Raw genomic sequence first — 12,738 nt, 5'->3', positions numbered from 1 at the left:
CACCCATCACCGCACGACGACTGGATGCCGCCCCGCAGCCGGGAAGCGCGTTCGCTTCCCGCCGGTCTTCTCCTCGCCCACGGTCCACGGATGGAACGCGAACCGCTTCGGCTTCTACCCCGGGCTTCGCACCCCGCAGTCACCCGCAGAGCACGCCGAGGCGAAGACAGGCCCTCACGCACTGGCCCGAGTACTACACCTACGGCATCAGCCGAACCTCCAAACGGTGCCTCCTGCTTCACTCATGCACCCTCATGTCGCACATACTCCGAGGTGGATTCGATCACCACGCAGCTGACCTGCTCGGCGATCCGATGCTCGACCACCGCCAAGATCTCGGCGGTGGTCGAGCCCCACGTGCTCACCGTCGTCGACGTGGCACGCCGACCCTGCCCCTGAACCCGGATACACGCCGTGGCGTCCTTCGTCGAGACATCGATACCCACACACCGCGGACGTATCACCTCCATAGTGGCACTCCTTCACCCAGAGTTATTGTCGTGGAGCGTGTTTCGGAGAGAGCCAAACAAACAGGAGTCTCACTCACGTGCGCACAGGCAACAATCCACCGCCCCCGCACAACCACTTACCCAGCCGACCGGCCGGCACCAATTTTCATCCCCCAACCGCGGGGCTGGCCTAGCCCCCCGGACAACTGCTCGCGGTCATGGGGTGAGAAGCCGGTTGGCGCACGCGATCAGCGCACGCAACGCGGATTGAGTCGGATCCTCCGACCAGCCCATGGCCCACTCGCGGGCGATCCCATCGCTGCCGCAGACGAAGGTGGCGGTGCATCCATCGGCGTGCATCTGGTGGAATTTCAATGTCTCCACGGTGATCCCGCGGTCGTGCAACATCGCGGTAAGAGCCGCGATCGGTCCGCCGGCGGCAGCGGTCGAGGTGCTGATGCGGTCCCCCACCGCGATCACCGCACGGAAATTGCGGGCCTGCGGGCCCAGTCGCCCAGCAGGCCGATCCGGATCCGTGCATTCCCAGTGACCCAACCGGACCGGGCCGACGGGATGACCGTAGGTCGCGACGAAGCGTTCCCAGCACATGACTGCGGCCTGGTCTCGCAGACCTCGCGGCATCTCGGCGCCGAAGTGCTCGGCAAACCGAGCGCCGGCGGTCGGCTGCGCCGGACCACCGTTCGGGTCGCGGTCGAGGGCGGGGAAAGCCATGGTGTCGGTCTTCTCTGATCAGTAGGAGCGACCGACGGTAGTAGCTTGCGACCCACAGCGGGGGGTCGGTCCGGATCAGACCCCGCTGCGGGTGCTGGCTACTACGGCACGCTCGAGAAGACGCACGAAGGGTGACACTAGACGTCTTGGGCCGACGCAGGCAAGTGGCTTCTCAGCGTTGACACGGCCACGCCGACCCGTGCCCGACCTCGGCATCTCCGGCGCGTCGACGGTTGCGAGGCCGGCCAGGGCCGCTAGACCGGCACTACGCCGATGGTGGCCGTGAGCGACCGGTGACCGGGCGCTGCGCAGTCGCGTCGATCCCGTTCGGCAGCCAAGCCTTTCTACGCCAACAACTCCGGGCCGAGTCGCGGCCTTGGCGGGAGCTTTGCGCACCAGGCACACCCGGCAGGTTCCGCTGCGGCCAAGGGTGCACCTCCGCGACCGGATTCCACTGCTCAACGTCTCAAAACACCGCGCCGTCCGGTGCTTTGGCGATAGCATCTGATGCGGCGGAATCGCCAACTACGGGTGCGGTCCAGCAAACGAAAGGCATGGTCGATGAGCGCAAGAGAGACCAGCAGGACGGTGCAGGCGGTCAAGACGGTGGTCGTAGTACTGGCCGCGGCATTCGCGGTGTTAGCGGCCGGGTGCGCCGCGGAACGCGAGCCTGCAAACCCGAGCACGAGCTTGGTGCCACAGTAAGGGTTGGCTCGCGCCGGGGTTTCGATCACGCCGCCACGCGCACCGGCAATTACAGATTTCGACCAACCGGGAATCAGGGACCTCGGCGACAGATTGCGACATACGCCGGGCAGCGATTTTCACGTTCGATAACCGGCGAGCGGCTATCGCGTGGCGGAAACGCGCGCGGACCAGCCACATCCTCGGCTCGGGGCGGATGGTCACAGGTAAGTTGGGCGGACACTTCAACCCGACTTTAACCCCGGCCCATATCCCTCAGGATCGCTCCGGGCGCGTTTGATTTTGCGGCAGGCCAGAACCATCAAGACAAAACGGCCCGCCGCGGGAAGCGACGGCATAACATCTGCAGACAGTCATCGTTGGAATTCACACATCGGCGCAATGGCAATCGAAAGGCACCACCGATGAATGCAAAAAGCAAAGGGTCCCGGGCAGTTCGGATAGTCGTCGCGGCGCTGATCGCGGCGTTTGCAGCCACCGCGGCGGTGAGCTGCAACAGCACCGATGACTGCAAGACCACCACATGTAAGATTCCGGCGGTGCCGGCACCGAGCGGGTCGCTGGGATAGGTTCCGACGGCCGTTCGCTGTGCTGGTAGCGCCGCGGACAGCGCTTCCTAGCCCACGGCAGCCGCCGACGGCCTGAGCCGAAGGTATGCCTGAATGGTGGTGCTGTTTGCCGTGGTGTGGGTGCGCACCAAATCCGCCATGGCGTTGACCAGAAACAGCCCGCGGCTGGCGGTTGCGCTGGCGCTCGGAGGTTGGCGTCCAACGAGTGGTTGATCGAACTGTCCGCTGTCGCGCGCCTCGCAGACCAGATGCTCATCATGCCGCCAGAAGGCAAGCTGGCACGCTCCGCCGGTGTATTGCAGGCTGTTGGTTGCCAGCTCGGTGGTGATCAATCGCAAATCCTCCAGGCCGTCTTGCGACAGTCCGACCCATCCGGCGTAGTCGACGGCGAACGAACGCGCCGGCCCCAGGTCGCTGCTGTGGCGCACCAGGTAGGTCACCGCGCCCGGGTTGTGCGGTAGCGGTTGATTGCAGCGCGCCAGCGCCTCATCGGGCGCGTAATCGGCACTGTGATACGCCGACCCGCACTTCCACAACAGCGGATGGGTAGCACGGGCGTTCGCCAGCAATTCGTCGTCGAGCCGCTCGGCGTCGTAGAGACACAGCCCCGTGACGTTGTGATGTGCCAGCGCGCGGTTGATCAACGCCTCGTCCTGCACGCAGGCCAGAGACTCGCCGACGGTACGGCCGGGCCAGATGAGCTGGCTGACGATCCGCACCCGCCGATCGGCGTATGTGGCCGCGAAGGAATTCGCTATGGCCAGGAATCGGCTCGGATTGCGTGCGGCACGGGAGATGTCGATCATGCGAAGCTCCGCCGTAGCGCGACCGGGGGCACCCAGTTCGGTGCGCAGCAATGCCAGCCGGTCCGCTGGTACCGCGACCAGAACCGGCTCGCCGAGCGCCAACCCGTCGGCCACGAAGCGCCCGAGGAAATCCAGATACTCCCGCTGGGAGTGGTACAACAGCGCGGAATGGACGAAGCCTCGTCGCTCGGTTTCCGTGCCAATCGTCATGTCAGCGCTCCCGCCCCAGCGCCGGCACCTGTGCTGGACCGGCTTTTCGTTTGGGTAAGCATGTACCCGCCAGGGATGTTGATTATGCGCGAGTTTGGCTCGATCGAGTTCTAGAGCCACCATGACGTCGCCGCGTCCAGATGGCGACGGATGCGGTAGCGGGCCAGGCTGTCGTCGCCGGCGCGGATCGCCTGCAGAATCCGCAGGTGGGCGTGTTCGACGGCGACGACGTCGGCCGCGGTCGGTGGCTGCCCCCGGGTGCTGGACCAGTGCCGGCGAAATAGTTCGGCGATTATCCGGAGAAACAGCTCCAGCAGCGCATTGCCGGCCAGCTGAGCCAGGCCGATATGGAACCGGAATTCCTCGGCCGCGGCCTTACGCATTTCGCCTGCTGCCTCGTCGGCGGCGACATCCACGAAATCCGTCGACGGGTCCAGCGTGTCGAGCATGGCCGCCACCTCGGGCTCGTTACGAAGCTGCACGACTTTGGCCACGTTCGCGATCTCGATCGCATCCCCCACGCAGCGTAGGTCTTCACGACTCGGCTTGCGGTACTGCAGGTACAGCGCGATGGTGTCGATGCTGGCCTGCGCCTGGGGCCGGGTGACGACCAGTCCACCGCCGGGCCCCCGGCGCATGTGGGCGATCGTGTGGTATTCCAGCAGCCGCACCGCTTCCCGCAGCACCGCGCGGCTTACGCGATAACGTTCCAGCAGCGCAGCCTCGGTTCCGAAAACCGAGTCGACCTGCCAACCGCTGGCGACGATATCGTCGGCGATCGCGGCGGCCAGCACTTCGGCGAGCTTGCCGCGGGGCGCCTCGGGGTCCAGCCGCCGGACCTGTCGGGACCTTGCCCGCCCAGACCGATCGCCTCGCCGATGCTGCTGCAGCCAGACGGTCACCGCTTGGACGTGCCGCTCGCTGAGCGCCTTGGCGCGCGCGGAATCACCGGCGGTGACTGCCGCGGCGATTCCCGAATGGTCGTCGTGCAGCCGGTCCAACGCCTGCAGCGCCTCGGTCGCCGAGTCGGTCCGCGAGGACCGCGCGTAGCGCCTGGTCAGTCGCATCGAGACTTCGATAAACAGCTGTAGGACAGGGTTTTTCGATTGCTGTGCGAGCGCCACATGGAACTCGTCGCGAGCGGCGGGCAACCCCGGCTGCTGCTGCTCCGCACCCAACACCGCCCGCAGCCGCTCGATTCCGGCTTCGTCGATCTGTTCGGCGGCAAGAGCGGCGGCCAGCGGCTCGAGCACCAGACGCGCATCCAGGAGGTCGTCCAGTGTGGTGCCCCGGTATTCGAGATAGATGACGACCGCGCGGGTCGCCGGTCCGGCATCGGGTGCACAGATGAGCAGCCCGCCGTTGGGCCCGCGACGCATCCGCGCCACCTGATGGTGCTCGACGAGCCGAACGGCTTCGCGCAGCACCGACCGGCTGGCGCCGTATCGCTTTTGCAGAGCGCCTTCCGAGCCCAGCGATGCCCCGACTGGCCAGCCGCGGCGGACGACGTCGGCCTCGATGCAACGGGCGATCTGCGCGGCTCGCTTGTCGGTCCGGGCTGCCGGTGGCTCTACATTCAATGGAGCCGCCCCACAACGAGGTTCAGCATGTCAGCAGCATGCATCCGGCTACCGGACCCCCGCCCACGGACACCACGCCGACCTCCGGACGCTGAGCCACCTGCCGCTCCCCCGCCTCGCCGCGCAACTGCAGACACCCCTCGTGCAATGCCCAGTAGCCGTGCATGCGCCCGCCCGAAAGTTGGCCTCCGTAGGTGTTCAACGGCAGCTCGCCGTCACGGGCGATCCGCGCCCCGCCCTCGACGAACGGGCCGGCGCCGCCGTCGGCGCAGATTCCCAGCGCCTCCAGCCAGGCAATGGTCAGGAACGTAAAGCCGTCGTACAGCTGGGCGACGTCGAGGTCGGCCGGTGTCAGTTCGGACCGCGACCACATCTGCGCCGCCGCGTCCGACATCGCCATCTTGGGATAGTCGTCGCGATGAAACCACCCGCCGGCGCCGTCGGATCCGCCTATCGCCTCGACTGCCACGGCCCGGTGCGGGCAATCGCGGGCATACTCCGCATGCGAGACCACCACCGCGATGGAGCCGTCGATGGGCACATCGCAATCCAGCAATCCGAATGGCGTCGACACCGGTCGCGCACCCAGATAGTCGGCCATCGTCATCGGTTCGCGATAGACGGCAAGGGGATTCAACGCCGCATTGCGGCGGCCGTTGAGGGCAACCCAGCCCAACTGCTCCTTGGTGGTTCCGTAGAGCTCCATGTGTCGCCGGCAATTCAACGCCAGCCAGTTCGCCGCCGAATAGGCATGTGCGGCAATCAGATCGGTGATGTCGTCCATCGGCCCGACGACGGGGCGCGGGGCGCCTTCGGGGAGGTCCAGCATCCGCGCCAACGGCGGGGCCGGCGCATCGTCCTGCGGTTTCACCGGGACCGTGCCGCCCAGCATCTGGATGGTCCGGTAGACCACCACATGGCGGGCGTGCCGCTCGGCCACCGCGCGGCACGCCGACATCACCGGACTCAGCAGTCCGCCCGTGCCGAAACCGGATCCGCAGTCCCCGGCGTCGATCCGTAGCTCGGCGTTGACGTCGGCAGCAGGAGTGTCGCCCAGGGTCGCGATGCCGTCGATGTCGGCGGCGACCAGACCGGCGTCGTCGATGGCGGCCCGCACCGCCTCCATCGTCAGTTCCAGCCCGGGGATGCCGGTGCGCCGGCCGATGCGCGAAATACCGATGCCGGATAGGATCGCGTCCTTTTCGAAATAGTTCACGTGCACCGTCCACCAGGCCATCCGTCCACGAATCAATAGAGTGTACTGTATTGAGCGTGTCTGCCCAGCCTCTGCTCATCGAGCATTGTGACAGTTGCGGACACTGGGTGCATCCGGCGACCGGCGAATGCCGGGGCTGCGGAGGGCCGCTGGTGGCTCGGCCGGTGTCTGGGCGCGGCGCGGTGTTCACCTACACGGTCAACTACCACCCGTACAACCCGGACATCCCGACCCCCTACGTGATTGCCCTGGTGGAGCTCAGCGAGCAGAGCGGGCTACGTGTTGCCGCCAATATTGTTGACTGCGAACCGGATTCGGTGACATGCGGAATGCCCGTCGAACTCTGTTCGCAGCAGGGTTCCGGCGGGGCTCCACAGTTCGCGCCCCGCATCTAGCACCGCGAGCTAGCACCGCGAGCCCGCCCCGCCGAGCGCAGGCCCTGCCGAGCGTCAGTTGATCAACGGGTCGCGCGGCATGCCCAGAATCCGCTCGGCGATCTGGTTGCGGGTCACCTCGGAAGTACCCCCCGCGATCGCCATGCCGCGCGCGCCCATGACCATCCGGCCGACCACCGCACCAGGACCCTCGAGCAGCGCGATCTCGGGCCCCAGCAATGCCGCCGAGAGGGCAGCGCCTTCGATCATGTGCTCGGCCAGCTTCAGTTTGGTGACATTGCCTTCCGGTCCCGGGCCCGCACCTTCGACGCTGCGCGCCGCACGACGCAGGTTCAGCAGCCGTAGCGCGTGATCTTCGGCCAGAAAGTACCCGACCCGAACCTCGGCTCCCGCCAACCGATCTGCTCCCCGTTGGGCCAGCTGCACCAGTTTGGCTGCCAGCCCTTCGTAGAACGACCCACTGCCGCCGATACTGACTCGCTCGTTGCCCAGCGTCGCCCGCGCGACCGTCCACCCGGAGTTGGGCGCTCCGACGACGTCCTCGTCGGGGACGAACACGTCGTTGAAGAACACCTCGTTGAATTCCGATCCGCCGGTGATCTGTCGCAGCGGGCGCACCTCGACGCCGGGCGATTTCATGTCGATGATCACGGTGGTGATGCCGGCGTGCTTGGGGACGTCGGGGTCGGTGCGCACGGTGGCCAGGCCGCGGGCGCAATACTGTGCCCCGCTGGTCCACACCTTCTGCCCGTTGATCTTCCAGCCGCCGTCCACCCGGGTGGCGCGGGTCTTGACCGACGCCGCGTCCGAGCCGGCGTCGGGCTCGGAGAACAACTGGCACCAGATTTCTTCCTGACGCAGCGCCTTCTCCACGAATCTTTCGACTTGCCATGCTGTTCCATGCTGGATCAGGGTCAGGATCACCCAGCCGGTGATCGAGTAGTCCGGGCGTTTGATGCCGGCCTTACCGAACTCCTCCTCGATCACCAACTGCTCTACCGCATCCGCGGCTCGGCCCCACGGTATGGGCCAGTGCGGCATCACGTACCCGGTCTCGATCAGCTTGTCCAGTTGCGCCTTCTTGTCCAGGGCCGCGATCTCGGCGGCGTCGGCGCGGATCCGGATGCGCAACTCTTCGGCCTCGGGCGGCAGGTCCAGGCTGTTGGCGCGGGTGGCTCCGGCGGCGGCGCGGTCGAAAACATCGCGGGCCGGCGCGTCTCCGCCCAGCAATCCAGCCGTCACCAGCGCCCGGCGCAGGTGCAGGTGGGCATCGTGCTCCCAGGTGAAGCCGATGCCGCCGTGCACCTGGATATTGAGCTCGGCGTTGCGCGCATAGGCCGGAAACGCCAGCGCCGCGGCCACCGCCGCGATCAGGCGGAACTGTTCTTCATCTTCGGATGCCGCACGGGCGGCATCCCACACCGCGGCGATCCCGGACTCCACCGCCACCAGCATGTTGGCGCAATGATGTTTCACCGCTTGGAAAGTCGCGATGGTGCGGCCGAATTGCTGCCGCACCTTGGCGTAGGCGACGGCGGCGTCGACGCAGTCGGCCGCGCCGCCGACCGCCTCTGCGGCCAGCAACGTCCGTGCCCGCGCCAGCGCCGATTCGCGTGCCCCCGGCAGGATGTCGTCGGCGCTGATGGTCACCTTGGTCAGCCGAACGCGCCCGGAACGCCGGGTGGGATCGAGGTTTTCCGGCACGTCTACCGACACACCTGCCCGGCCGCGGTCGAGCACCAGCACGTCATCCCCGGCCGTGACCAGCAGCAGATCGGCCAGCCCGGCACCCAGGACGACACCCGCCTCGCCGTCGGCGACGCCATCGGTGACCTGCACCCGGCCGTCGAGACCCACGCCCGCGGTGACGCTTCCGTCGATCAGGCCTGGCAGCAGCCGGGTTTTCTGCTCGGCGGTGCCCTCTTTGGCGATCACCGCCGAAGCGATGACGGTGGGCACGAACGGTCCCGGCGCCACCGTGCGGCCGAGTTCTTCGATCACCACCACGAGTTCGGGCAGCCCGTAGCCGGACCCGCCGTGCTCTTCGTCGATGTGCAGACCCAGCCAGCCGAGTTCGACCAGCTGCGGCCAGAAGGGCGGTCGCTGTTCCTCGGCCGCATCGAGCAGTGACCGCGCTGCCCAGCGGGCCTTCTGGGCTGTCAGAAACCCGCGGGCTACCTCGGCGAGTTCGCGGTGGTCGTCGGTGAGTGCGATACCCATCAGGGCCTCCTCGCGGCACTGCGCGGCCCGCGCCGTCGCGGGTCCTGCTGATTTTCTAAAGAGTGTACTCAATGCCGGCGCAGGCCCGGCCGGCTCGTCGGTTACTTGGGCGCGAACCGCTGGCCGGCATCGAGGCGGATGCACTGGCCGTTGAGCATCGGGTTGTCCACGATGGCCGCCGCCAGCTTGGCGTACTCGATGGGCCGGCCCATCCGCTTCGGGAAGGCGGCGTCTTTGGTCAGCTGCGCTGCCATCTCGTCGGGAACCATGGCGGTCAGCCCGGTCAGGAACAGGCTAGGCGCGATGGCCAGCACCCGGATTCCCATCGACCCCAGGTCACGGGCCATGGTCAGGCACATGCCGGCGATCGCGGCCTTGGCGGCGGTGTAGGCGACCTGACCGATCTGGCCCTCGAAGGCCGCGATGGATGCGGTGTTGATGATGACGCCGCGCTCTCCTGTCGATTCGGGGTCTTCCGGGTCGTTCTTGGCCATGTGGGCGGCCGCCAGCCGGCTGATGTTGAAGGTGGCGATGAGGTTGAGATCGATGACCGACTGGAAGGATTCGAGGTCATGTGGGCCGGATTTGGTCAGGGTCCGCTTGGCGATGCCGCCGCCTGCGGTCGTGACCGCGACATGCAGGCCGCCGAGGTTGTCGACCGCCGTTTGCAGGGTCTCTTCGGTTCCGGTGAAGTCGGTGACGTCGACCGGGTAGAACGCGCCGCCGAGCCCCTCGGCGACGGCCTTGCCGTCGGAGTTCTCGCGGTCGAGCACCGCGACGTGCGCGCCACGTTCGGCCAGCAACTCGGCCGTGGCCCGACCCATCCCCGACGCACCGCCGATGACCACGACCTTCTTGCCGCTGATCTCCATCCGGACCTCCCTGTAGTGGCTTGTCAGAATTCTGGCAATCTGTAACGTTATGTAGGCACGCTAGCGTGTCGGCCCGAAACGGTTGTCGGCGAGTCATGCCAAGCTGAACCGTGCTCCTTCTCGACGTGTCCACTACCTCACTTGACGTGGGCGCCACCTCGTCGCGACTGAGCAAGGTCGAACGCATCGCCGACCTGCTTCGCCGCGCCGCGCCCGACCCCGAGCTGGTGGCGATCATCGTGGCGTGGCTCTCCGGGGAACTGCCACAGCGGCACATCGGCGTCGGCTGGGCGTCGTTGCGGTCGCTGCCGCCGCCGGCTGGGCATCCGACGCTGACCGTCGCGGGCGTCGACGCGGCTTTCTCCGAGATCGGTGCCACCTCGGGCAGCGGCTCGCAGGCGCGCCGCGCGCAGCTGGTCTCCGAGTTGTTCTCGGCGGCAACCGAATCCGAGCAGACCTTGCTGCTGCGGCTGCTCAGCGGTGAGCTGCGCCAGGGTGCGCTGACCGGGATCATGACCGACGCCGTAGCCAAAGCGGCCGCAATCCCCGCCAGCGCAGTGCAGCGCGCCGCCATGCTGGGCGGTGATCTGCCGGCGGTCGCCGCGGCGGGCCTGACCGGCGGGGCGGCGGCGCTGGACGCCTTCACCCTACGGGTGGGCCGGCCGGTGGGCCCGATGCTGGCGCAGACCGCGACCGGTGTGGCGGACGCGCTCGAACGCCACGACGGCACGACGATATTCGAGGCCAAGCTGGACGGTGCCCGAGTACAGATTCACCGCGCCGGCGACGACGTCACCGTCTTCACCAGAAGCCTCGACGACGTCACCGCTCGGCTGCCGGAGGTCGTGGAGGCAACGCTGGCGCTGCCGGTGCGCGAGCTGGTCGCCGATGGTGAGGCGATCGCGTTGCGACCCGACCACCGTCCGCATCGCTTCCAGGTCACCGCGTCCCGGTTCGGCCGATCGGTCGATGTAGCGGCCGCCCGTGCAACGCAGCCGCTTTCGGTGTTCTTCTTCGACATCTTGCATCGCGACGGCGATGACCTGCTCGACGCGCCGACCACCGAACGGCTGGCCGTCCTGGACGCCGTCGTACCCGTCAGACACCGGGTGGACCGGCTGATCACGTCCGAGGCGGCGGCCGCGGCCGCCTTTCTGGACGCGACACTGACCGCGGGTCATGAAGGTGTGATGGCCAAGGCGCCAGGAGCGCCATACCAAGCCGGGCGTCGCGGCGCGGGATGGCTCAAGGTCAAGCCGGTGCACACGCTGGATCTGGTGGTGCTGGCCGTGGAGTGGGGTTCGGGCCGCCGTCGCGGAAAGCTGTCCAACATTCACCTGGGCGCACGGGATCCGGCCAGCGGCGAATACCTCATGGTGGGCAAGACCTTCAAGGGGATGACCGACGCCATGCTGGACTGGCAGACCGCCCGGTTCACCGAGCTAGCCATCGGTGGCACGGACGGGTATGTCGTCCGGCTGCGCCCCGAGCAAGTGGTCGAGGTGGCAGTGGATGGGGTGCAGGGTTCGTCGCGTTATCCGGGCGGCGTCGCGTTGCGGTTTGCCCGGGTGCTGCGTTATCGAGACGACAAGAGCCCGGACGAAGCCGACACCATCGACGCCGTGCGCGCACTGCACTGATCCATTTGCGCGACGGTGAATGTGGCGACACGCCGGTGACGCGTCGCCACATTCATGCTCGCCAGACTATAGCCTGGCGAATTGCGCTCTGTCTTCGGTGAATTCGGCCAGCATCCCCGTCGTCAACGTCGGACGAACCTCGTCGATCGCGGTGAGATAGTCCTCGGTGGTCGCCGGCTCCCCGCGGCCATGCGCCATCTCACGATCGAAGGCCACCTGCGCTCCCTTGCGGGCGGCGAACTCGATGTCGGCCGGGGTGAACAGCTCGGTGGCCGCGACCAGCCGGTCGACGTCGATGCCCGGGTTGGCTTGGCCCAGATAGCGTTTCCATACCGCCAGGCGCGCCGGCTGATCCGGCGGACCGACCGGTATGACGTAGTCGAAGCGTCCGGGCCGCAGGAACGCCGAATCCAACGAATGCACGGAATTGGTGGCGCAGACCAGCAGCCGCCCGTCGTGCTCACGGAACGACGGGATGAGCTTCAGCAGTTCGTTGGTGACGCCGGTTTCGACGGTGCTGGCACCGGCGCGCGCGACCGCGATCTCCTCGACCTCGTCGATGAACAGCACCAGTTCGTCGAGTTCGTCGAGTTCTGCGAACACTTCCCGAAGGGATGCCGCCAGACCGCCCGGCGCCGCGGCAGCCAGCCGCGACGGGAACAGCTCGACGAAGGGCCAACCCAGCCTCGACGAAATCCCTTTGGCGAAACTGGTTTTCCCCGTCCCCGGTGGCCCGAAAAGGATCACCGCCTTGGGTGGGCGCACGCCGTAGCGGTCGGCGATCTCGGGGTGAGCCAGCGGGGCAATGATCCGCTGCTCGATGATCTGCTTCTCCTGTTCCATCCCGGCCAGGTCCTGCCACAACCCCGGCGGCAGCAGCCGCCCGCCCAGTTCGGCGAGCACATTGGCCTGGTCCGGCCGCAGCAGTTCGACCGTCTCGTAGTACACCAAACCGTCGCGACGGGTATAGCCGGAGTTGTCCAGCGCCGCCGATCCCGTCGCGCCGGCGGGCAGCACCGTGCAGATCTTGCGCACCCCGGCCGACCGCAGCCGGCGCTCCAGATCGGCCAGCAGCGCACTGCCGATACCACGCTGCCGCCAGCGTGATGCCAGCGCGATCAGCAGGATCCAGGCCCGCTCACCGTCGGTCCGGGCGACGGCCATACCGACCACCTCGTCACCGACCTCGGCGATGACCGCGGGCTGGCCCGCCCGAGCGGCCGCCATCACCTCGGCGACAGCGAAAACCGGTTCCGGCGATCCCGGAGTACGGCTTTGGTCCCACACCTGGATTGCCTGGTCCAGGTCGTCGTCGTCGTAGTCGCGCAATCGCCATAACGGCAT

Annotated in this window: 10 protein-coding genes; 2 read left to right on the top strand and 8 right to left on the bottom strand. The window is 67.4% G+C overall.

Annotated elements, in window-relative coordinates; all coding sequences use genetic code 11:
• Positions 1 to 242: 242 nt before the first annotated feature.
• The 5 genes from EET10_RS29140 to EET10_RS08145 form a co-directional block, all read right to left on the bottom strand.
• On the bottom strand, positions 243 to 470 hold the full coding sequence (locus EET10_RS29140) for a hypothetical protein (protein ID WP_136623061.1): 228 nt from the start codon (positions 468 to 470) through the stop codon (positions 243 to 245).
• A 195-nt stretch (positions 471 to 665) separates the two neighbouring features.
• Positions 666 to 1,181 (bottom strand): 2-isopropylmalate synthase, encoded by a 516-nt coding sequence (locus EET10_RS08160; protein ID WP_036407571.1) that lies wholly within the window; start codon positions 1,179 to 1,181, stop codon positions 666 to 668.
• 1,321 nt (positions 1,182 to 2,502) lie between these two features.
• Positions 2,503 to 3,471 (bottom strand): anti-sigma factor RsbA family regulatory protein, encoded by a 969-nt coding sequence (locus EET10_RS08155; RefSeq protein ID WP_122502043.1) that lies wholly within the window; start codon positions 3,469 to 3,471, stop codon positions 2,503 to 2,505.
• Positions 3,472 to 3,581: 110 nt separating this feature from the next.
• A complete protein-coding gene (locus EET10_RS08150) occupies positions 3,582 to 5,051 on the bottom strand; it encodes a FadR/GntR family transcriptional regulator (RefSeq protein ID WP_036407566.1) in 1,470 nt (489 codons plus the stop codon).
• A 22-nt stretch (positions 5,052 to 5,073) separates the two neighbouring features.
• On the bottom strand, positions 5,074 to 6,267 hold the full coding sequence (locus EET10_RS08145) for a thiolase family protein (protein WP_036407598.1): 1,194 nt from the start codon (positions 6,265 to 6,267) through the stop codon (positions 5,074 to 5,076).
• A 56-nt stretch (positions 6,268 to 6,323) separates the two neighbouring features.
• Between EET10_RS08145 and EET10_RS08140 the strand changes: the two genes are divergently transcribed.
• Positions 6,324 to 6,662: a Zn-ribbon domain-containing OB-fold protein gene (locus EET10_RS08140; protein ID WP_036407563.1), complete on the top strand. Its 339-nt coding sequence runs from the start codon at positions 6,324 to 6,326 to the stop codon at positions 6,660 to 6,662.
• Positions 6,663 to 6,716: 54 nt separating this feature from the next.
• On the opposite strand, the gene EET10_RS08135 is transcribed toward EET10_RS08140, so the two are convergent.
• Both EET10_RS08135 and EET10_RS08130 read right to left on the bottom strand, forming a co-directional pair.
• A complete protein-coding gene (locus tag EET10_RS08135; protein WP_036407560.1) occupies positions 6,717 to 8,882 on the bottom strand; it encodes an acyl-CoA dehydrogenase family protein in 2,166 nt (721 codons plus the stop codon).
• A gap of 101 nt (positions 8,883 to 8,983) precedes the next feature.
• Positions 8,984 to 9,754, bottom strand: coding sequence for an SDR family NAD(P)-dependent oxidoreductase (locus EET10_RS08130; RefSeq protein WP_036407557.1), 771 nt, complete (start codon positions 9,752 to 9,754; stop codon positions 8,984 to 8,986).
• Positions 9,755 to 9,864: 110 nt separating this feature from the next.
• Between EET10_RS08130 and EET10_RS08125 the strand changes: the two genes are divergently transcribed.
• A complete protein-coding gene (locus EET10_RS08125; protein WP_122502042.1) occupies positions 9,865 to 11,394 on the top strand; it encodes an ATP-dependent DNA ligase in 1,530 nt (509 codons plus the stop codon).
• Positions 11,395 to 11,460: 66 nt separating this feature from the next.
• On the opposite strand, the gene EET10_RS08120 is transcribed toward EET10_RS08125, so the two are convergent.
• The gene (locus tag EET10_RS08120) at positions 11,461 to 12,738 is read right to left on the bottom strand and encodes an ATP-binding protein (RefSeq protein WP_036407554.1); all 1,278 of its coding nucleotides are present in this window, start codon (positions 12,736 to 12,738) and stop codon (positions 11,461 to 11,463) included.

Origin of the sequence: Mycobacterium pseudokansasii, assembly GCF_900566075.1 — a bacterium.
Lineage (GTDB): Bacteria > Actinomycetota > Actinomycetes > Mycobacteriales > Mycobacteriaceae > Mycobacterium > Mycobacterium pseudokansasii.
The sequence above is the reverse complement of the archived record's forward strand: the minus strand, read 5'-3'. Positions and strand labels throughout refer to the sequence as shown.